This window comes from Pyxidicoccus trucidator (assembly GCF_010894435.1).
Taxonomy (GTDB): domain Bacteria; phylum Myxococcota; class Myxococcia; order Myxococcales; family Myxococcaceae; genus Myxococcus; species Myxococcus trucidator.
The window spans coordinates 464,545-484,971 of sequence record NZ_JAAIXZ010000003.1; the positions used below are offsets into that span (position 1 = coordinate 464,545).

Annotated in this window: 17 protein-coding genes; 9 read left to right on the forward strand and 8 right to left on the reverse strand. The window is 69.7% G+C overall.

Translation table 11 applies throughout. The annotated features are described in order from the left end of the window. Positions 1-70: 70 nt before the first annotated feature. From G4D85_RS11905 to G4D85_RS11925, 5 genes are all read right to left on the reverse strand, one after another. Positions 71-1,438, reverse strand: coding sequence for an NHL repeat-containing protein (locus G4D85_RS11905; RefSeq protein WP_164011243.1), 1,368 nt, complete (start codon positions 1,436-1,438; stop codon positions 71-73). Between the two features lie 76 nt (positions 1,439-1,514). Beyond that, a complete protein-coding gene (locus G4D85_RS11910; RefSeq protein ID WP_164011245.1) occupies positions 1,515-2,300 on the reverse strand; it encodes a hypothetical protein in 786 nt (261 codons plus the stop codon). Positions 2,301-2,398: 98 nt separating this feature from the next. After that, on the reverse strand, positions 2,399-3,511 hold the full coding sequence (locus G4D85_RS11915; RefSeq protein ID WP_164011247.1) for a Hint domain-containing protein: 1,113 nt from the start codon (positions 3,509-3,511) through the stop codon (positions 2,399-2,401). A 154-nt stretch (positions 3,512-3,665) separates the two neighbouring features. Continuing rightward, the gene (locus G4D85_RS11920; RefSeq protein ID WP_164011249.1) at positions 3,666-4,763 is read right to left on the reverse strand and encodes a Hint domain-containing protein; all 1,098 of its coding nucleotides are present in this window, start codon (positions 4,761-4,763) and stop codon (positions 3,666-3,668) included. A gap of 40 nt (positions 4,764-4,803) precedes the next feature. Beyond that, positions 4,804-6,912, reverse strand: a complete 2,109-nt coding sequence (locus tag G4D85_RS11925; RefSeq protein WP_164011251.1) for an SMP-30/gluconolactonase/LRE family protein — start codon at positions 6,910-6,912, stop codon at positions 4,804-4,806. 569 nt (positions 6,913-7,481) lie between these two features. On the opposite strand from G4D85_RS11925, the gene G4D85_RS11930 reads away from it, so the two are divergent. Then, entirely contained in the window at positions 7,482-9,701 is a 2,220-nt protein-coding gene (locus G4D85_RS11930; RefSeq protein WP_164011253.1) for a peptidase domain-containing ABC transporter, read from the forward strand. A 3-nt stretch (positions 9,702-9,704) separates the two neighbouring features. Continuing rightward, entirely contained in the window at positions 9,705-9,905 is a 201-nt protein-coding gene (locus G4D85_RS11935) for a hypothetical protein (RefSeq protein WP_164011255.1), read from the forward strand. Between the two features lie 39 nt (positions 9,906-9,944). Here G4D85_RS11935 and G4D85_RS11940 read toward each other — a convergent pair whose 3' ends face one another. From G4D85_RS11940 to G4D85_RS11950, 3 genes are all read right to left on the reverse strand, one after another. Further along, positions 9,945-10,889, reverse strand: coding sequence for an ATP-grasp domain-containing protein (locus G4D85_RS11940; protein WP_164011257.1), 945 nt, complete (start codon positions 10,887-10,889; stop codon positions 9,945-9,947). A gap of 148 nt (positions 10,890-11,037) precedes the next feature. After that, positions 11,038-11,187 carry a hypothetical protein gene (locus tag G4D85_RS11945; RefSeq protein WP_164011259.1) on the reverse strand — a complete coding sequence of 50 codons (150 nt, stop codon included), beginning with the start codon at positions 11,185-11,187 and terminating at the stop codon, positions 11,038-11,040. Positions 11,188-11,383: 196 nt separating this feature from the next. Next, complete coding sequence (locus tag G4D85_RS11950) at positions 11,384-12,271, reverse strand: zinc metalloprotease (protein ID WP_164011261.1); 888 nt, start codon at positions 12,269-12,271, stop codon at positions 11,384-11,386. Positions 12,272-12,467: 196 nt separating this feature from the next. Here G4D85_RS11950 and G4D85_RS11955 point away from each other — a divergent pair, with 196 nt between their 5' ends. The 7 genes from G4D85_RS11955 to G4D85_RS11985 all read left to right on the forward strand — a co-directional run bounded on the left by G4D85_RS11955 (position 12,468) and on the right by G4D85_RS11985 (position 20,360). Continuing rightward, a complete protein-coding gene (locus G4D85_RS11955) occupies positions 12,468-13,589 on the forward strand; it encodes a bifunctional UDP-sugar hydrolase/5'-nucleotidase (protein WP_338052888.1) in 1,122 nt (373 codons plus the stop codon). A gap of 113 nt (positions 13,590-13,702) precedes the next feature. After that, positions 13,703-15,004 (forward strand): M20/M25/M40 family metallo-hydrolase, encoded by a 1,302-nt coding sequence (locus G4D85_RS11960; protein ID WP_164011263.1) that lies wholly within the window; start codon positions 13,703-13,705, stop codon positions 15,002-15,004. A 137-nt stretch (positions 15,005-15,141) separates the two neighbouring features. Beyond that, positions 15,142-16,302, forward strand: a complete 1,161-nt coding sequence (locus G4D85_RS11965) for a pyridoxal-phosphate-dependent aminotransferase family protein (protein WP_164011265.1) — start codon at positions 15,142-15,144, stop codon at positions 16,300-16,302. 258 nt (positions 16,303-16,560) lie between these two features. Then, positions 16,561-17,169 carry a TIGR02265 family protein gene (locus tag G4D85_RS11970; RefSeq protein ID WP_164011268.1) on the forward strand — a complete coding sequence of 203 codons (609 nt, stop codon included), beginning with the start codon at positions 16,561-16,563 and terminating at the stop codon, positions 17,167-17,169. A 75-nt stretch (positions 17,170-17,244) separates the two neighbouring features. Continuing rightward, on the forward strand, positions 17,245-18,243 hold the full coding sequence (locus G4D85_RS11975; RefSeq protein ID WP_164011269.1) for a DUF6268 family outer membrane beta-barrel protein: 999 nt from the start codon (positions 17,245-17,247) through the stop codon (positions 18,241-18,243). Between the two features lie 176 nt (positions 18,244-18,419). Further along, a complete protein-coding gene (locus tag G4D85_RS11980; protein WP_164011272.1) occupies positions 18,420-19,775 on the forward strand; it encodes an AHH domain-containing protein in 1,356 nt (451 codons plus the stop codon). 15 nt (positions 19,776-19,790) lie between these two features. Then, positions 19,791-20,360, forward strand: a complete 570-nt coding sequence (locus tag G4D85_RS11985; RefSeq protein WP_164011274.1) for an imm11 family protein — start codon at positions 19,791-19,793, stop codon at positions 20,358-20,360. Positions 20,361-20,427: the final 67 nt, after the last annotated feature.

Genomic DNA, 20,427 nt, shown 5'->3' on the forward strand with positions numbered 1-20,427 from the left:
CTGGGCGTGGACGGAGCGCGGGGCATCGCGGCGGGAGCCGGCTTCGGCTCCCGCGGCATGGGGCAGGGCGCTAGAGCGGGGGCTGCTCGGCGACGGTCACCTTGAGCAGGAACATGTCCCGGCTGCCCAGGTTCTGGGTGTTCGGAACGAGCGAGCCCTCGGTGGAGCCCGCGAGGAAGACCCTGCCGCACGGGTCCACCCACAGGGCCGTTGCCAGGTCATTGCCGGGCGTGCCCCGCTGCCACACGCCCGTCGGCCGCCCGTCCGCGCTGAAGCGCAGCACGAACAGGTCCCTTCCTCCCTGGTTCGTGAAGCCGGGGAAGCTGCCCGTGGTGATGCCAGCGACGTAGACGTCACCGTTGGGCGCGCGGGCCATCGCGGTGGCCAGCTCGCTGCCCTGGGTGCCCACCATCCGGAGCCACCGCAGGGCGCCGGTGTCCGGCTCCAGCAGGGCGAGGAAGACATCCACCTCGCCGACGACGGGTACGTCGGGCTCCAGGGGCATCTGGCTGGAGCCCGCCAGGAGCAGCTCGTTGTTCGGCGTCACCAGCAGCTCGTCCGCCTCGGTGGCCACGGGGGCGATGGAGGTCGTCCAGCGGACGGCGCCGGTGGCCGGGTCCAGCGAGCGGACGAAGGCGCCGTTGGGGCCCTCCGGGTCGGGGAAGAACTTGAAGCCGGAGGCGAAGAGGTGCTCCGCGCCGGGGCTGGCCGTGAAGCCCGTCAGCCGGTCCGGGTTGTCCACCTGCGTGGACTGGAACTTCCAGGCCGCGGTCGATGCGAAGTTGTTGCCGTCCCGGTTGATGCGGGTGACGAAGCCGTTCTCCGAGTCCAGCACCACGCGGTTCTGGACGAACAGGTCCTCGTACCCGGCGACGAACACGCTGCCGTCGGGATGGACGGCCACCTTCAGCGGGTGCTGCGGGCGCTCGTTGCCCTGCTGCACGGCCCGCTTCTTGTTGCCCTTGGCATCCAGCTGCATCACGAACAGGTCGAACTGCCCCCGGTTGGTGAAGTTCTCCAGCGCCCCCGAGGTGCGTCCCGCCACCGTCAGCAGCTCCAGGCTCTCGTTGCCGACGATGTGCTCCGCGGTGTCCGTTCCGGCCGTGTCCACGACCTCGGTCCGGTCCAGGTTGCCGTTGGCGAGGAAGCGCAGCACCACCGCCCGCGAGTTGCCCGAGGGCTCGATGTTCGTCTGCCCCAGGGTGCCGCGGTCATACCCCGCGAGGTAGACGGCGCCCTTGCTGCTGGCCCAGACGGAGAGCGCCTCGTCCGCGCCGGAGCTGCCGCCCTGGTAGTCACGCGTCCAGGTCGTGGTGCACGAGCCCGCCGGCTCTTCCGGCTCATCGTCCCCGGTGCAGCCCGCTGCCCCCAGCACGCCCACGGCCAGCGCCAGGCTCAGTCCCCTGCGCGCGCCTCGGCTCTCTCTGCGTTGCGACACTCGCCACCACCTGTTGTTTGTGCGGTGCATGGGGTATCCATGCAATGAAAGACTCATCTGGGCGAAGCCAGTCAGCTCAGGGCGAGGCCGCGGCCCGGGCCCGCGCCTGCATGTCGATGCGAATCTGCTCTTCCTGGGCGCTGCGGCGCTGGTCCTCCTTCGCCATCCACGCCACCAGGGGTTCCATGTTGGTTCCCCGGGCGCGGTCGCCGAGGGCGAGCGCCTTGTCCGTGTCGTGCTCGGCCAGCAGGCGGTACATCTCCATCTTTCCGCCCGCGAGCATGTAGCGGCGCTCGGTGTCCTGGGCGCCGAAGATGTTCTGCTGGAGGATGACGTTCTCGGTGTGCGCGAGCAGCTCTCCACGCGCGGGGTTGTCCTTCCACGCGAGCGCGGCCTTGAAGTAGTCCACCTGCATCAGCCGCTCGTACTGCTCCTGGGGCTGCACCTCGCCGCGACCCGGGTCCATCAGGTCGTCGGCCATGGCCTTCATCATCTCCGCGTCGGAGAGCAGCCGCCGGTACTCGTCGCGACCCTGCTCATCCAGCAGCACGTGCTTGTGGTAGTGCATGAACAGGCCCAGCCGCTTGTTGTCCTCGAGCACCTGGGCAATCAGCTCGCGCGGCATGAGCGGCGGTCGCTCGGTGCCCGCCTCCATCGCCTGTATCGCCTCGCGCTCCTCGGGTGTCTTCGGTGCGGGCACCGCCGCGAGGGGCGCCGGCTTCGGTTCGGCCGGTGCGGCCACGGGGCGCTCGGCCACCGGTGGCGCGGCCTCCGGGCTCTCGCTCCCCGCCAGCATCCACGCAGTCACCAGCCCCACCAGCAGGGCGACTCCCAGGACGACCCACGAACGGCTGCGCTTCATGGTGTTCCTCTCCCGTGCTTCCGGTAAACGGGCCCGGGGCCCACGATGGGCCCTCGGGCGCACTGCGCTTGTCTTTGGGTGGCGTACCGCGCGGAGGGCTACTCCGGGAGCAGCTCGCCGGGGATGCCGCGGAACAGCAGGATGCGGTTCATGTAGCCGATGTCGTCGTTCTGGAAGCGAGCGGAGCCGACGAGGTAGCCCTGGGCGACGAGGATGTTGGAGACCTGGTCCCTCGACTCGGGCTTGAGGTTGTAGACCTTGCCGAAGTGGGTGCTCTTCTCCACGGAGACGATGGCGTCGGGGGTGCCGTCCTGGCGCAGCAGCTCGTCACCGGCCTGGAGCGTCTGGGCCTGCACGAGGCGGCCCTCGCGGGTGATGACGGGGTGCTCGTTGGTGACCTTCAGCTCGCCGCCGGACGCGGTGCGCACGCTGTAGAGGACGTGCTCGCTGTCACGCGTCTCGGAGGTGTAGCTGTACACCTTGCCCTCGGTGAGCTGGAGGTTGTCCAGCGTGGCGTCGGGGCCGAGGGTGATGACGTCCTCGCGGCCTTCCTTCATCGCGTCGAGGATGCTCTTGTCGCCGTCGCTGAACAGCACGCGCTGGTCCGGCGCGTAGCAGGACGACTCACAGTAGGCGACCACGAAGAAGCTGCCCGTGACGGGCGTTCCGGTGCCGTTCGGGTTGTTGAAGAGGCGGCACTCGGTGGTGCTGGTCGGATGCGGGAAGAGCTGGGCGCCGGTGCCCACCGCGGAGGTGTTCTCGAAGGTGGGGTACAGCGGCCGCACGCGCGAGGCGGTGTGGTTCCACTTGAAGTAGTTGGTCGTCGCTCCGGTGGTCTCCTTCGCCACGGTGAAGAGGGGGCTCGCGTCGAAGCTGCCCCACGCGTGGTAGAAGTTGACGTTCCACTGGAACGAGCTGCCCGAGTAGGACTTGTCACCCAGCGGGTTCACCGCGGTGTTGACCTCCTTGTAGTCCTTGGCGAACTGGAAGGTCTCGTCGAAGGCGCGCGAGGAGAGGAACCAGGCGTCGGGGTTGAGGACGTTGCGGGTGAGGCCGCAGCGCCGGGCCCACTCGATGCGGGCGGTGGCCTGGGCCGGGGTGAGGCTGTCGGTGCTGCAGCGCCACTCCTGCAGCGGCTCCGCGAGGGCCGACAGCGGCAGGAGGGAGAGCGCCGCTACCGCGGCAAGGGGACGCGAAATCGATGAGGTCATCCTGTTTGCTCCTTGGGGTTCAGGGACACAGTCAGACAGCGCTCCAGGGACAGCGACGGGAGCGGGCAGGTCGCCGCGCGAAGCGCGACGGGGGTGTGGTGGGCCACGGGGCCATGTCGCCCCGGGCCCTGGACCTGCCCGTCCCGGGGGGGCACTAACGCGGCAGCGCGTCCTCGGGGACGCCGCGGAACAGCAGCACGCGGTTCATGTAGTCGACGTCGTCGTTCTGGAAGCGGGCCGAGCCGACGAGGTAGCCCTGGGCGACGAGGATGTTGGAGACCTGGTCCCTCGCCATGGGCTTGAGGTTGTAGACCTTGCCGAAGTGGCTGCTCTTCTCCACGGAGACGACGGCGTCCGGGGTGCCGTCCTGGCGCAGCAGCTCGTCACCGGCCTGGAGCGTCTGGGCCTGCACGAGGACACCCTCGCTGGTGACGACGGGGTGCTCGTTGGTGACCTTCAGCTCGCCGCCGGACGCGGTGCGCACGCTGTAGATGACGTGCTCGCTGTCGCGCGTCTCCGTGGTGTAGCTGTAGACCTTGCCCTCGGTGAGCTGGAGGTTGTCCAGCGTGGCGTCGGGGCTGAGGGTGACGATGTCCTCGCGGCCCTGCTTCATCGCGTCGAGGATGTTCTGCTCGCCGCCGCTGAAGAGGATGCGCTGCTCCGGCGTGTAGCAGGACGATTCACAGTAGGCGATGACGTAGAAGTTGCTCGTCCAGACGTTGGTGCCCGTCGTGTCCGTGTACAGGTTGCAGTTCGCCAGGGTGGGGTGCGGGAAGAGCTGCGTGCCGCTGCCGGCCACCGGGCTGTTCTCGAAGGACGGGTAGAGCGTGCGGACGCGGCTGGTGGAGTGAGACCACTTGAAGTAGCCCGCGGTGACGCCGCCCGGCTCGGCGGCCACCGTGTACATGGGCGTGTTGTCGTACATCGAAAACGCGTGGTAGTAGTTGACGTTGTACTGGTGGAGGTTGCCGGTCCACGCGCGGTTGGTGTTGAACTCCTTGTACTCCTTGGCCCAGTCGAAGTTGGTGTCGAAGGCCTTCGAGGAGGAGAACCAGGAGCCCGGGCCCGCCGGGTTGAGGTTGGTGGTGAGGCCGCACTTGCGGGACCACTCGGCGCGCAGGGCGGCCTGGGCGGGGATGAGGCTGTCGACGCTGCAGCGCCACTCCTGCATCGGCTCGGCGACCGCGGCGGTGGCGGGCAGGAGGGTGAGGACGGCGGCCTTCAGGAAGGTGCTGGGGGTGGGCTTGCGCATGCTTCGTGTCTCCGTTTTTCCGGGTGGGACGACTCGCGGGCTACTTCACCTTCGCCATGACGACGCCGGGGTTGCGGTTCTCCGTCCAGACGACGTGGCCACCTCCCGCGGAGATGCTGTTGATGTTGAAGGCCGCCGCGAAGGTGGCCGTGGGAGCGCCGCCGGCGAGCGGGAAGGCCAGGACGTTGCCGGGGTTCAGGTCCTCGGCCACCCACAGGCGCGTGCCGTCGCTGGCCAGGCCGGTGATGGCGGCCTGCGAGATGAACAGGGTGACGGCGCCGCCGGCCTTGGGCATGCGCTGGATGGTGGTGCCCTCCTGCCAGAAGAGGTTGGCGCCATCCACGGTGAGGCGGCCCGTCATCCCGACGCGGCCGGTGATGAGCGGGGTGGCGGCGCCGCCGCCCACGGCCATCCGGACGATGCCGCCGTTCTGCGTGAAGAACAGGTTCGTGCCGTCGGTGGCGATGCCGCCGAGGCCGGTGAGGCCGGTGATGAGGGTGGAGATGGTGCCGCCGTTGACGGACACCTTGAGGATGGTGCCGGCGGCCTCCGTCCAGTAGACGCTGACACCGTCCGTGGCGACGGCCATGGGCTCGGGGCGGTTGAAGGCGAGCACGCTCTCACTGCCGCTGTCGAGCGAGGCCTTCATCACCACGCCCGCCGGGCGCCGCTCCACCCAGTAGCCGAAGCGGCCGTCCGTGGCCGAGCCCGACATGTCGAAGCGCGAGACGGGGGTGAGGGGGTGGTCCGCGTTGAGGAAGTCCTCCACCACCTGCTTGCGGAAGGGGATGAACGTGTTGGTGAGCGCGGAGGAGACGGCGAAGCGGTTGCCGTCCGGGCCGGCCTGGAGGTTCTCCGAGCTGTGCACGAAGCCCGCCGAGTTGGGGAAGGAGAAGCCGCCCACGGGCGCGCTGTTGCTGCGCTCGTGGCAGCCGCCGCACGAGAGCGCCTGGGCGCGGGCGACCACCTGGTTGGGCGTCAGGGGGCTGCCGATGCGGGTCAGCTCCGTCTGGATGGCGGTGCGGAAGGTGCTGGCGCCCGAGCCGAACTGCGCCTGGTAGTCGTCCTCGACGCCGAAGGACTGCGCGTCGCTCTGGGCGGAGTTGAACTGGTCCGGCACCGAGTAGTTGAAGGTGTTGACGTTGGGGACGGCCAGCTCCTCCACCTGGGTGATGAAGTGCGCGCGGAAGCCGGCGGCCTGCGGGTGCGTGGAGGTCGGGTTGAAGAGCCGCCCGGCCGGATTGCCCTTCACCGTCACCGGGGCGAACTTCAGCGTGCACGCCCCGCCCGGGCACTGCCGCTGGAGCTTGAACTCCTTCAGCATCCACGGGCCGTTGATGAACATGTTGACGCGCACCTGGCCGACGCCCGCCGGGTTGAACCCGTAGTTGTTGATGTGGAGGACGGGGGAGAAGCCGGGCAGGCCGGTGAAGTAGAAGTCGCGCAGGGCGGTGGCGCGGTCGGCGACAGTCTTGGTGCTCAAGTCCCGCCAGAAGGACTGGACGGGACGGCAGCCGTCGATGCCCAGGTCGGGGCGGGGGTTGGGGAGGGTGGCCTCGAAGATGATGAAGTTGCGCCCGCCGCCGCCGCCCGTCTTCCCGAAGACGACGCGGTACTCACCGCAGTCCGCGCCGTTGGCGGGCGCCAGGTCGAAGCGGTTGTAGAGGCCGATGGCCGAGTACGAGTTGATGTTGGTGATGCTGCCAGGGTTCGCCTGGGCGCCTTCCGAGGGCCGGCAGCCGTTGGGGAAGCCGTTGAGCAGGCCGGTGTTGTCGTTGCAGTGCGCGCTCGGCTGCAGGTCCGCCTGGCCGGTGGCGGGGTTCTGCGTGTCCCAGAGCTGGCGGAAGAGCTGGGTGGTGTTGAGGCCGGCGCCGCCATTCTGGGCGACGAGCTGCCCGAGCACGTTGGTGAGGGTGAAGTTGGCGAGGATGGCCGCCTCCGTCACCACCACGGAGCGACGGGCATCCACCGTCTGCGGCGACAGCGAGCCCAGTCCCTGCTCGCGTGAGCGGTTCGTGACGCCCATCTCGCCGCGGTCGGAGATGGGTGTCTTGTCACCAGCGGCTGGCTCATCCAGGTCCTGGCCCTGACAGCCCACCCATAGCAATGCACCAGCCGCGAGTGCGGCCCTCAGAGAGGTCTTCGACATGTGGGGATTCCCTTCGGCGTGAGCGGGCGTCATTCCAGGCAGGAATGGAAGGCGTTGACCCGTGGGCCGACTGTCTACTCACTCACAGTGAAGGTCAACCAGTTCACTTCTGTCTGGGCGCCAAGGGCTTATGAAAATGCGAAAAGCCGTTTGTACTGAAAGTCGATTTGGTCTGTTTTGTAGTGGTTTACCGCTATGAGGCTGGGTTTTGAATATTTATGTATTTCCAGCATACAAATCGAATGCCGATAGCAGCTGTTTTTGAGTTGCATCGGATGCTGTGTTTCATGGAAATGGTGGGACGTACTCCGGCGGTGCGATGACAGATTTCACCCGTTGTCATTGCTGTGTCGCTGGAGCGTGACGCGGAGCGCGAAGGGCGCCTGGGGGCTCGGGGGCCCACGCCGCGGCCACCCGCCGGGGGCCGCCCGTCCGCCCGGCCGGCGTCCCGGCATCCGGGCCCACGACCCGGCGGCGGCCCTCGCTCCGTATGGCTTCCGGTCGTCCCGCGAATCCCGGGGGCCGGCCGGCTGTATTCCGTGTCCCCACTCCGTGATACCGACCTGCCTGTGCCTCGCTCCCGGCTCGCCGTCACCTTCCAGCCGTACCCGCTCCGCCGCCAGCTCGAGGAGGCCGACTGCGGTCCCGCCTGCCTGGAGATGATTTCGGCGTATCACGGGGCGCGTCATGCGCTGTCCGCGCTGAAGGACCTGGCGCACGTGCAGACGACTGGCACCTCCATGGTGGACCTGATGACCACCGCGCAGCAGGTGGGGTTCCGGGCCCGGGGCTTCCACGTGGAGGACTTCTCCGACCTGGACGACGAGGAAGGCCAGGCGATGCTGCCCGGCATCATCCACTGGGAGGAGAACCACTACGTCGTCCTCTACAGGCTGACGCCGAAGGAGGCCATCATCGGCGACCCCGCGCTGGGGGTGCGCCGCATCCCCCGGGCGGAGCTGGGCAACCACTGGAACGGCATCCTCCTGTCGCTGGAGCCCACCGAGGCCCTCTTCCAGCCGGTGGAGGTGCCCGGCGCTCCCACCGAGCCCCGCCGGCTCGGCGGCCTGAGGCGCTTCGGGCGGGGCCTGCTGCGCTACCGCCTGCTGCTGTTCCAGGTGCTGCTCACCACGGTGCTCCTCCAGGGGCTCGCGCTCGCGCAGCCCTTCCTCATCCAGGGGCTGGTGGACAAGGCCGTGGGCGGGCGCAACGTCTCGCTGGTGGCCGCGGTGGGCGTGGGGCTGGGCGTGCTGCTCGTGGCGCAGGTCCTCGTCTCCGTGGCGCGTGGCACGGGCCTCTTCCTCCTGTCCAGCGGCTACTCGGTGTTGCTGCTGGCGCAGTTCTGGAAGCGCCTGCTGGCGCTGCCGGTGACCTTCTTTGCCCGGCGTCACCGGGGGGACTTGCTTCAGCGGATTGAAGACCACCAGCGCATCCGCCGCATTCTCCAGGGCGCGTCCGTGTCGGTGCTGTTGGACCTCATCATGCTGGTGGGCTACGGCGTGGTGCTCTTCCTGTACGACGCCACCGTCTTCGGCATCTTCCTCACGGGCGCGGCCGTCTACACGGTGTGGACGCTGCTGCTGATGCCCCGGCGGACGATGCTGGACCACCAGCGCTTCCGCGTGGCGGCGGACGCCAGCCGCATGGAGATGCAGATGCTCGGCGGCATCCAGACGCTCAAGGCGTGTGGCGCCGAGCGTCAGGCCCGTGCCCGCTGGGAGCGGCTCCAGGCGCGCGAGGTGGAGGCCGGGCGCCGCATCTGGCTGCACGACACCCTCCACAACTCCGGCGCGCAGTTCGTCAACCAGGGCGTGTACGTGGGCATCCTCGTGTACGAGGCGCACCTGGTGCTCGCGGGCCAGCTCACGCTGGGGCAGATGGTGGCCACGCTGGCCATCCTCGGGCTGGTGCTGGCGCCGATGCAGAACCTCGTCATGTTCATCCACCAGCTGCAGGACGTGTTCATCTCCCTGCGCCGCGTGGACATCGTCTACGACGCCGAGCCCGAGCTGCGCGACGACGCGGTGCCCACGCAGGGCGCCCTCGCGCACGCGCCGGAGCTGAGGCTGGAGGACCTGACCTTCCGCTATGGCTCGCCCAACGAGCCCGCCGTGCTGGACGGCGTGAGCTTCACCCTTCCCGCGGGGAAGATGACGGCGATTGTCGGCCGCTCCGGCGCGGGCAAGACGACGCTCACCCAGGTGCTGTACGGGCTCTACCGGGCGCAGCAGGGGCGCGTCCTCTATGACGGCCAGCCGATTGAGTCCTACGAGCCCACGGCCCTGCGCCGCTCGGTGGCCTTCGTGTTCCAGAAGACGGACATCTTCGACGGCACGCTGGCGGAGAACATCGCCCTGGGCGACGACCACCCCGACGCGGAGCGGCTGCTGCACGCCGCGCGCACCGCGTGCCTGGACGAGCTGCTCGCGCTGCCCAACGGGCTGAAGACGAAGATTGGCGAGGCCGGCGTGCGGCTGTCCGGCGGCGAGGAGCAGCGCCTCCAGCTGGCCCGCGCGATTTATCGCGACCCGCGCGTGCTCTTCCTCGACGAGGCCACCAGCCACCTGGACGCGGAGCTGGAGCGCGCGATTACGGAGGCCCTCCAGCGCGAGGCCGCCGGCCGTACCCTCGTCGTGGTGGCCCACCGCCTGTCCACGGTGCGCCGCGCGGACAAGATTGTCGTCCTCGACAAGGGCCGCGTGGTGGAGGAGGGCACTCACGAGCAGCTGGTGGCCATTCCGGGCGGGCGCTACCGCTCGCTCGTCGAGAACCAGATGGAGCAGCGCTGAGCCATGACGACTCCGACTCTTCCCGGGCCCGGGCCCCGACACGATGACGAGCTGGACGCCGACCCCGCCCTCACCGACGAGCTGCGCGCGGTGATGCACCCGCGCCCGCACCGCGCCCTGGCCTTCACCGTGGTGCTGGTGGTGGTGCTCGGCACGCTGGCGTGGGTGGCCTCGCGCACCGTGCTCGCGGCGCTGTGGCAGTAGGCGCCGCGAGCCCCACGAGCTCCCCGAGCTCCGAGGACCCTACGTGCGCCGGGCGTGCTTCGCGAGCGCGCGGGTGAAGTGGCCGGCCACGTCCGTGCCGCCGCCCGCGTCGAAGCCGAGGAACATGGCGGAGCCGTTCAGCTCCAGGAACTTGAGCTCGCCGTCCAGGCCGCGCTTGAGGTCCAGCCCCGTCCACCGCAGGCCCAGTACCTCGCAGGCCTTCACGCAGTTGCGGGCGACCTCGGGAGGCAGCTCGATGGGCTCCAGGCGCTCCTCGTTCTGCCGGAAGTCGAGCGCGGAGGTGACGATGCGCAGGCTGGCGATGATTTCGCCGTCCAGCACGTACACGCGGATGTCCTCGCCGGGCAGCAACTCCTGGAAGGTGACGGGGGCGGAGGCCAGCGCGGCGAGGCGCTCGTCGGTGAGGTCCTCGGCCAGCAATTCGCGCGTGGCGGCGCCGCCGTTGACGGGCTTGTAGGCCACGCGGCCGCCCGCGGCGAAGCGGCGCACCGCCTCCGGGTCATTGCTCCACAGCGTGCGCGGCACCGGCAGGCCCGCGGCCTTGAGCGCGGCCACCTGCACCGGCTTGTGCATGACCCAGTCGGTGGACACCGGGTTGTAGAGCGGCACGCCGAGCTGCTCCCAGCGGGACACGAGCCCGTTGAGCATGGTGGCCTTCTCGCGGAAGGCGGTGAGCGTGGTGCGCCAGTCCTCCTCCATCGCCTCCTGGGCGTCCACCAGGTACGACATGGGGCTGGCGTGCAGGCCGCGCAGGTAGACGGCGGCGGGCCGGCCCACGACGCGCCCGTCGACGACGATGCCCTCCAGGTCCTCCGTGAGGGACAGCTTCGTCTCGTCCGGGAAGGTCAGCGTGTCCACCACGATGGCCTGCACGCTCTCCACGCCCAGCCGGCGCGCCACTTCCTGGATGTGGGCTTCCTCGCGGGAGCCCACGAGCACCACGGCCCCTGTCTCTGTCTTCATGTGCCTGTGCACCCTCCGGCCGGGTGTTGTACGGCCTGTCGCGCTCCCAGGGTGCCATCATCCGCGACGCCAGGGGCACCTTCCATACGGAGCCGGGGGCCGCGCCGGGTCGGACTCCGCGCGTCCCGCCGCCGTCCGGCGGCCCGCGCTAGGACCCGCTGTCCGACTCCTCGCCCACCATCATCGTGGTGACCTGCGAGGCCCGGGGAGTCTCGGCCGGACTCGGCACGCTCCGCACCGGAGCCAGGTCCCGGACGAACAGTGTGGGGCGTCTTTTCTTCGCGTCAGGCTTGCTCATGGTGCCTCCCCCACAGGGTGGGGTCGGCGGCCGGAGGGCGCCAGGGGGGGACGCTCCATCCCGCACGGCGGCGAGGCAGCCCGGGGAGCAGCCCCCTGGATGCAGCACCGTCCGGGCGCGCAAAAAGAAACAGCGGGCCCCCACTGGTGTGGGAGGCCCGCTGCTCACTTCCAGGACGTGGTGTCCCGAGCCGGGATTACTTCCCCGCGCGGTACGAGGTCCACATGCTGTTCATGCGGGTCCGCTGGCCAGCGCTGAACGTGTTCATGCAGGAGTCGTAGCTGTAGTCCATGAAGTTGGTGATGGGGTCCACGCCGCCACCGGAGCAGGTGTCACGGCCGGTGGGGCAGCCGGAGGCCGGCGAGGCCTCGGGCGGCGTGTCGCTCACGCTGTCACCGGGGCTGGCGCAGCCGCCCTGGAACGTGTGGTACAGGCCCATCCAGTGACCCACTTCGTGGGTGCCGGTGTCGCCCTGGTTGTAGTTGGCCGTCGAGCCGCCCGGCAGCGAGGACTGCAGGACGACGACGCCGTCGTTCTTCCCGGTGGCGCCGCTCCAGGGGAAGGTCGCCCAGCCCAGCAGGCCGCCGCCCATGTTGTTGGTGTAGAAGTTGAGGGCGGTGGCGGTGCCCTTGCGCAGGGCGTTCTTCATCTGCGTCTCGCAGCTGCCGCCCGTACAGGTGTACCAGGTGCCGTTGTTCGTGGTGTCCGTGCCCGCCAGGTAGAAGCTGAAGCCGGCGGCGGAGTAGGCGTTGTTGAGGACGGTAATCTGGTTGTTGATCTGCGTCGCCGTCACGCCGCCGGCGCCGGTGGCGCTGCGGATGACGTGGAAGTACACGGGGATGGAGACCGCGAAGGCCTGCACCTGGCCGCCCATCGCCTGCTTGGCCTTGAGCGCCTCGAAGCGGGCCTCAATCTCCGCCACGGCCTCCGGCTCGAAGTCCGGGTTACCGCAGTTGCGGGGGTCCGCGACTGCCTCGTGGGTGTCCGCCTGGACGTCCATCTCCGACTCGTCCACGGGACCACAACCCGCCATCGTCGCGATGGCACCAACAGTCACAGCGGCCTTCCCAAAAACGTTGCGCATGTGCGTCCACCCTCCAAGGTGAAAGACGCGCAGGCTTGTATAGGAATCAGAGAAGATAAACAATGTATGCCAGTATTGCTGATTGTTTCCCTTTGTTTCGGATGTCCTGCCTGACTCGTTACGGGTGGTTTCACACCCGTATGTCGAAGTCGCCGCGGGACGGCTAGGCTCGCCCCCCTTTCTCCGAGGAGAAGACGTGAAGGCCCGATTCACGTGGATGCTGTGCGTCGTGTTGCTGATGTCAGTGGAAGTCAGTGCCGCGCCGCGGCGTCTGGTTTTGCTGCTCACGGGTGACAATCAGGGAGAAATCGCGCCGTGTGGCTGCAAAGCGGAGCCTCAAGGAGGGCTGGCCCGGAGGAAGACAGCCGTTGACGCGGAGCGGGCCCGGGGCCTGCCGGTGGTGTTGCTGGACGCGGGTAACGCGCTGTTCCGCAAGCCGGTGCGTCAAGACGAACCATTGGTGCAGCAACGAGCTGAGCTGGTGTTGGAGCAGATGGAGGTGCTGGGCACGGCGGCCATGGCGGTGGGGGAGCGGGACTTGTCCCACGGGCTGACCTGGCTCCAGAAGGCCACGCGGGGGCCGAAGAAGAAGCTGAAGCTGCTGTCCGCCAACCTCGTGGACAAGGCCGGCAAGGCGCCCTTCGCGGCGTCCACGGTGGTGGAGGCCGGGGGCCTGAAGGTGGGCGTGGTGGGCGTGTCGCCGGAAGGGGCGCTGGCCGGGGAGCCCGGGCTGAAGGGCCGTCCACCGAAGGAGGCGGCGCTGGCCGAGGCGCGCCGGCTTCGCCAGACGCGGAAGGTGGACGTGGTGGTGGTGCTGGCGGCGGTGCCCTACCAGGAGGCCGTGAAGCTGGCGCTGCTGGCCGGGGACGCGGTGGACTTCGTGGTGCAGTCCCATGAGAACAAGGGCATCGGCATCGGCGAGCTGGTGGGCAGCCACACCGCCGTCTTCCCCGCGGGCGAGCTCGGGCGGCAGCTGACGCGGCTGGAGCTGAGCGTGGACGGGCCGGGGCCGTCGGTGGACCTGGGCTCGGCGTCGCGGGCCCGCCAGCAGCTGCTCGTGGTGGAGGGCAACCTCCTGAAGGCGCACGAGCGCGTGGCCAGCACCCGCGACGAGGCGACGCGCGCCGACCTCGGGCGCACCATCGTCGAGCTGGAGGGCCGCATGCGGCAGCTGGAGACGGAGGTGGAGGTGAAGCCTCCCAGCGGCGGGCGCGTGCACCAGCTCTCCTATCTCACCCTGGGGCTGGCGGTGCCGGACGACCCGGCGCTGAAGCAGCGCGTGGAGCAGCTCGAGCCGCCCGCCACCGCCGCGCACTGACGCGGGCCGCCTGTCCGACTCCGTACGTGGCACCGACGCCGGGGCGCCCCATCGCGCTCCGGCGTCGTCGTTTCCGGTGACTTCGCCGGGGGCCTGCGCTCCAATCCGCCGCCATGCAAGCGCTCGCCCTTCGTGAGGACCGTTTCCTGGAAGTGCTCCGGCGGCTCATCGCCCTGACGCCGAGGTTGCAGAACAACCCGGGCGGAGGGCTCGTGCCCGAGGAGCGGCTCGCCGCGCAGGTGGTGCTGGACGCGCTGGCCCCGCACCTCCAGAGCGGCTTCATCCAGGTCGAGTCGCTGGCCGCCCCTGGCAACGAGGCCCGGCCCTGCCTGGTGCTCACCGTGAAGGGCTCGGACGCCGGTGCCGGCTCGCTGGGCTTCGTGGGCGCGCACTTCGACGTCGTCCCCGCGGACGAGAAGGGCGAGGGCTGGGAGCGCAGCCCCTTCGCGCTGTGGGAGGGGCCCGGCGGGGTCCTCTACGGGCGCGGCGTCACCGACTGCCTGGGGCACGTGGCGGTGATTACGGACCTGCTCGCGCAGCTCGCGGAGCGGGGCGTGAGGCCGCGCCGGACGTTGAAGGTGGTGTTCATCTCCAACGAGGAGTCCACGGACCTGCCGGGCCTGGGCCTGGGCTACGTGGCGCAGCAGGGGCGGCTGAAGGACCTGGTGGGCCAGCCGGTGTACTGGCTGGACAGCGCCAACTTCGGCCCCACGCTGGGCACCGGCGGCAACGCGATGTGGGAGCTGAAGGTGACGGGCGTGGGTGGGCACTCGGGGATGCCGCAGAACTGCGTCAACGCGCTGGAGCTGGCCATGGCCGCGTCGCTGGAGCTGGCCCGCTGGTTCCACGCGCGCTACCCGGCCACGGAGGACGAGAAGAAGTGGGGCTTCCTCTCTTCGTCCAGCCTGAAGGCCACCGTGGTGGAGGGCGTCAATACCAAGGAGACGAAGATTCCCGCCGACGTCACCCTGCGCGGCGACATCCGCCTGACGCCCTTCTACGACATGAAGGAGGTGCAGCAGGCGGTGACGGCCTTCGTGCGCGAGCTGGACGCGCGAATCGAGCGCGACGAGGCCATCCCCGGCTTCCCGCGCACCCGCACCGCGGCGGGCAAGCGTGGCTCGCTGGAGTTCCACCTCAAGGGTGGCGGCACGGAGGGCATCGCCTGCCGGCTGGACTCTCCGGGACTCCAGGCGCTGAAGGAGGCGATTCAGGCGGTGCGCGGCGTGGCGCCCACGCCGTTCTCGCTCACCGGCTCGCTGCCGCTCGTGCGCGACCTGCAGCGCCAGGGCTGCGACGTGCAGATAACGGGCTTCGGGGAGATGGCGTACTACCACGCGCCCAACGAGCAGGCCCGGCTGGAGGACTTCCGGCAGGGCTTCGCCATCCTCCGTGAGCTGCTCGTGAGGTTGTGAGCCGGCGGGCGCCCCTCCGGCGTGGCGGCCGGGCGGAATGACGGTTCCTTCCGCCGGTCCGCGCCGTATCATTAATAAATAGAAGCGCGGGCACCTCCGCCCGCGGGGACGCCGGGCGCGCGAGGAGCGGTGACACCGTGAGAGACCTGCTGATGATTCCGGGACCGGTGGAGTTCGAGCCGGAGGTATTGCAGGCGCTGGGCGCGCCCACGCTCGGCCACACGGACCCGGCCTTCATCGCCCTCTTCGGCCGGGCGCTGAAGCGGATGCGCGAGGTGTGCCTCGCCCCCGGCGCCCAGCCCTTCGTGGTGGCCGGCTCCGGCACGCTGGCCATGGAAATGGCGGTCGCCAACCTGGTCGAGCCGGGCGACCGCGCGCTGGTGGTGAACACCGGCTACTTCAGCGACCGGATGGCGAAAATCCTGGAGCGCCACGGCGCCCAGGTGACGCACGTGCGCGCGGCCCCGGGGGACGTGCCCTCCGCCGACGAGGTGGAGACGCACCTGGTCCGGGGTGGCTTCAAGGTGATGACCGTCACCCACGTGGACACGTCCACCGCGGTGCTGACGCCGGTGGAAGCGCTGGTGCGCGCCGCACGCAAGCACGGCGTGCTGTCGGTGGTGGACGGCGTGTGTGCCACCGCGGGCGAGTCCTTCCACCAGGACGCGTGGGGCGCGGACGTGTACCTCACCGCGAGCCAGAAGGCGGTGGGCGTGCCGCCGGGGCTGGCGCTGCTCACCGTGGGGCCTCGGGCGATGGAGGCGTGGCGCGCGCGCAAGACGCCGGTGGCCAGCGTCTATTCGGACTGGGCGGAGTGGCTCCCCATCATGGAGGCGTACGAGGCGGGCAAGCCGGCCTACTTCGCCACGCCGCCCGTCAACCTCGTCTGCGCGCTGGAGGTGAGCCTGGGGCAGATTCTCGCCGAGGGCATGGAGGCGCGCTTCGCCCGGCACCAGCGCATGGCGCGCGCCTTCCGCGCGGCGTGGAAGGCGCTGGGCCTGCGCATGCTGCCCACGTCCGACGCGGTGGCCGCCCACACGCTGAGCGCCGTCTACTACCCGGACGGCGTGGACGCGGCGCTGGTGGGGCGGGTGAAGGGGCAGGGCATCGTCGTGGCCGGCGGCCTCCACCCGGAGTTGAAGGCGCGCTACTTCCGCGTGGGCCACATGAACCGCGTGGGCCCCACGGACGTGCTGGCCGCGGTGGGCGCGGTGGAGCGGGCGCTGCTCGCCGCCGGCCACCGCTCCGAGCCCGGCGCCGCCGTGGCCGCCGCCCAGGCGTCCCTCGTCGCTGGCTGACCCGCCGAGGCCCGGCGCCGGCCAGGTCCCCTCCTCGAGCCCCGTCATCCCCGACTTGGAAGGTAAAGCCACCTTCCAGGTCTCCTGGTGCCCCAGGTTTCCAGGCCCACGGAATTATTGTTCGACAGTAACATAAAAATGTGAGAGGGTTGCCATCCCGGAAGTGGGGGGAACCGGGTCAGCCCAGAAGTACCTGCCAGATTCACTGGCCGTGTGCTTCCGCGTCAGACCTGGAGGGTCCCTTCGGGGGAGATGACCATGCACGTGGGAATTGAATCGAGCGCGGGTGGGGCGGCCTGGGAGCTGGAGCTGCGACGCCTCGCCGCGAGCGAGGAAGACACGGCGCGCGGGATGTTCTTCCAGGGCACGCTGGACGTCGTGGGCTTCCTGGGCGGAGACGGCGCCGTGGCCCGCTGCAAGGGCGTGGCGGGCCTCTGGGAAATCAACCCCGTGCACATGTACCCCGTCAGCCGCTTCCTGCGGCTGTCCTCCACGGCGGCGCGGCTGCTGGCGCCCCAGCTGGACGGCTTCGAGGGGGTGCTGCGGCGCATGGGCACCCAGGCCACGGTGGACTTCGTGTCCTCCATGTTCGGGCGGGACTTGATGCATACGGCGGCCGGCAGTCCGCGCAAGCTGCTGCAGTCGCTGGGGGACGCGTACCGCGCGGCGGTGAGCTACGGCGACCGCTACCCGCTGTGGACGGGCGAGAAGAGCGCCCGCTTCATCATGCGGCGCGACTTCATGCCGGCCGCGTACCACGAGGGCGTGCTCCAGGGGGTGCTGGAGGCCATCGGCGCTCGCGAGGTGCGGGTGGCCGGGCGGCAGGTGGCGCTGCTGGACAGCGAGTACGAGCTGTCCTGGAAGTGAAGTAGCCTTCCCGCCTCGAGGAAGGCGGGACCCGGCATGGCGGCATCCAGGTGTCCCGCGAGGGGACGGCGCGCGATGCGGTGGGCTCCGGGCTCCCCGTGGCTGCTGGCCCTGGCCGTGGTGCTGCTGGCGTGCGGGGCCTCGGCGCAGACGTCGGTGGACCGGGCCTTCGTGAGCGTCACCGCGGCGCCGGGCACGTCGCTGGGAGAGCGCGTGGGGTGGCTCACCCAGCGCCGGCAGCTGGACGTCTTCCTGAGCCTGCCGCCACTCTTCCTGGATGGGACGCGGCTCATCCTCGCTCCCACGGTGACGTATGGGCGCCGCGTGCTGTCGCTGGAGGACAGCGGGCTCCGGGACGAGGACGCGTCGGGCTACCGCATGCACCACGTGCAGCTGGGGCTGTCGCTCATCCGTCCGTTGCCGCCGCGGTGGCTGTTCATCCTGAGCCTGTCGGCGTCCGCGCGGAGCGACTTCCGTGAAGGGTTCCAGCCCGGGGAGGACCTGGCGTGGACGGGCGTCTTCCTGGCGAGCCGGAACCTGGACGCGGAGCGGACGGTGAAGCTGAGCTTCGGGCTCGTCGTCGTCTACCCGTTCGACCTGCTGCCGGTGATTCCCCTGGTGGGCCTCGTCTACCGGAGGGGGGACTACATCGCCGAGGTGGGCTTCCCTCGCGTCAACCTGCTGCGGAAGCTGGGAGAAGGGCTGGAGGTCGGCGTCACGGGGAGCTTCGAGCGGCAGACCTTCCACGCCTCGCTGCCCCAGGCGCGGGAGGCGCTTGGCGCGCACTACGTGCAGGAGACGTCGCTGCGTGTCGCCCATGCGCTGAACGTGCGGCTGTGGGGCGAGCTGTGGCTGAACACGGCCGCGGGTCTCATCGTGGCGAATGGCTTCACGTTGCTGGACCGCCGGCGTGAGCGGATTGGCGGGATGGACCTGGGCGCGAGCACCACGCCCTACGCGCGAGTGGACCTGAGCTGGCGTCCGGCGCCGCGTGTCCCGGCAACGGTCCGCCCGGCGCCCGCCGGTGCGCGCGAGGGTGTCTCGTCAAGGCTGGGAGCGCTGCCGGTCCGGTAGCGCGTGCGTGCTCCGGTGTTCCGCGTGGGCCCTGGCTTGGGGCATCCAGGCCACGGGGACCCGGTTTTTTCAGGAGAGGCGCGCAGGAGCCCGAGGCTTCGGCCTGGACGGTGATACGCCCTGACAGGACGCATCCCAGGTGGCTTAACCTCGTCGACTGACGCCGGGGGCCGCACATGTGTCTGCGTTGGCTGACTTCCCTGTTGCTGTTGTCGTGGGTCTCCGGGTGTTCCACCACGCGCGTGGTGCGGTTGGATACCGGGGATGACGCCGTCGTCGTCACTCCGCGAGAGGAGGGCGGGGCCGCGCTGGAGGAAGCTGAGCTCGACGAAGAAGAGTTCGAGGAGGCCGTGGAGGCGCTGGCCCGGGACGTGAGGCCCTTCCGCAATCCCATGCAAGAGGCGCGTGCGCTCTTCGGCGTTCCCTCGCGCAGTGGGGTGTACCGGTATGAGCACCGCACCGGACGGCTTCTCCCGCAGGGAGCCGAGGACGCGGACAGCCTGCACCTGCTGGAGTTCTACGCGGACGACGCACTGACGGGCGCCTATGGCCAGTGGTGCCAGCGCAGGAAGCAGCCCGGGGACTGCCTGCGCCTGCTGGACGAGGGCCCGCTGCTGGCCAGCGACGGCAAGTACACGCTGGCCATGGCCATTGCCATGGACTCGGTGTGGGAAGAGACGGCCGAGGCCCTGGAGGACATGGCGGACCCCGACGCGGTCCTGGCCACCGTCACGGCTTCGGTGACGATGTACCTGCTGCTCTGGTCGCTCCCCGAGCCGGTGAGCAAGGGCCTGGCCGCCACGCTGACGGCCGTGGCCATCGCCTACCTGGGCGTGGGCACGGTGTGGCATCTCATCGACGGGTGGCTGACGTTGGTACGCGAGGTGGACCGGGCCACCACCTTCGAGCAACTCAGCGAGGCAGGCGAGGTGTACGGCGAAGTGCTCGGAGAGAACGCGGCGCGCGTCTTGGTCATGCTCGCGATGGCCGCGCTGGGCAACACGGTGGGGCTGGCGGCGAAGGCGTCGCGGCTGCCGGGCTCGGCGCAAGCAGCGCTCGCGGTGGAGTCGCAGGCGGGCTTCCAGTACGTCGCGGTGGGCGGTGTGCAGTCGGTGGCCATGACCGCGGAGGGCTTCACCATTGTGCTTGCGCCCAATGCGCTGGCCATGGCTGAGCAGGGGATGAGCGGTGGGGGCGCGAAGAAGAAGCGACAGGCCCATCACCTCGCCACGGACAAGAACAGCGTCTCCACCGCGCGCGGCGGGCCCTGGACGCCCGAGTTCAGGAGAATCTTCAGGAGGGCCGGAATGGAGCTGAGGGACCCCGAGAACATCGTCGATGTCCCAGGCCATAAGGGTCCCCACCCGCAGGAGTACCACGAGGCGGTTTTCCAGCGGCTGAACGAAGCGACGGAGGGCTGCCGCAAGGTGGATGCCTGTCGAAAAGCCCTCACGAACGAACTCCGGAAGTTGGCGAAAGAGGCCACTACGCGTGGGACTGACATCAACAGGCTCTTGACCCAAGGCAAGTAGCGCCAAGGATGGACCATGCCAGAACGATTCTTCGACCTTGCTGAGAACATGCAATCCGGGAACTGGGACTTGGGAGACCCTCTGGACGAGCAAGGCCAGGAGGTGGAAGACCCCTGGATGTTCAGGGCGGGGCGGACTGTTCAGGTCACGGGTCGCCTGACGATACCCATCGACGAGCCTGGAAGGCGGCTGGACTTCTGCACCGCGGGCATTGGCGCGACCCCTATCGTCCACGTCCGTATCGCATCCATCTTCACGGAGCTGGCGCCCGGCGACGTGCAGCTCATCCCGGTGGATATCAAGGGCCACCTGGACCAGTACCTCATGCTGGTGGCCACGAAGCTCATCCGCTGCATTGATGACAAGGCGTCCCGAGAAGTCCTGTACTGGAAGCCCGAGGATGAGCGGCCCGACAAGCTTGGTCAGTACCGCGCCGTGGCGGGCATGCGGATTGACCGCTCGAAGGTGGGCGACGCCAAGGTGTTCCGCACGTGGGGGTGGAAGATTGCCCTCATTGTCTCCGAGGACATCAAGCAGGCCTTGGAGCGCGCGAAGGCCACGGGGGTGCGGTTCAGGGAGGTGTAGGCCGCACCCAGCCCGCCCGCCCGCCCGCCCCACGGCGCGGAGAGCAAGCGCCGGCTGGCCCCCGCAC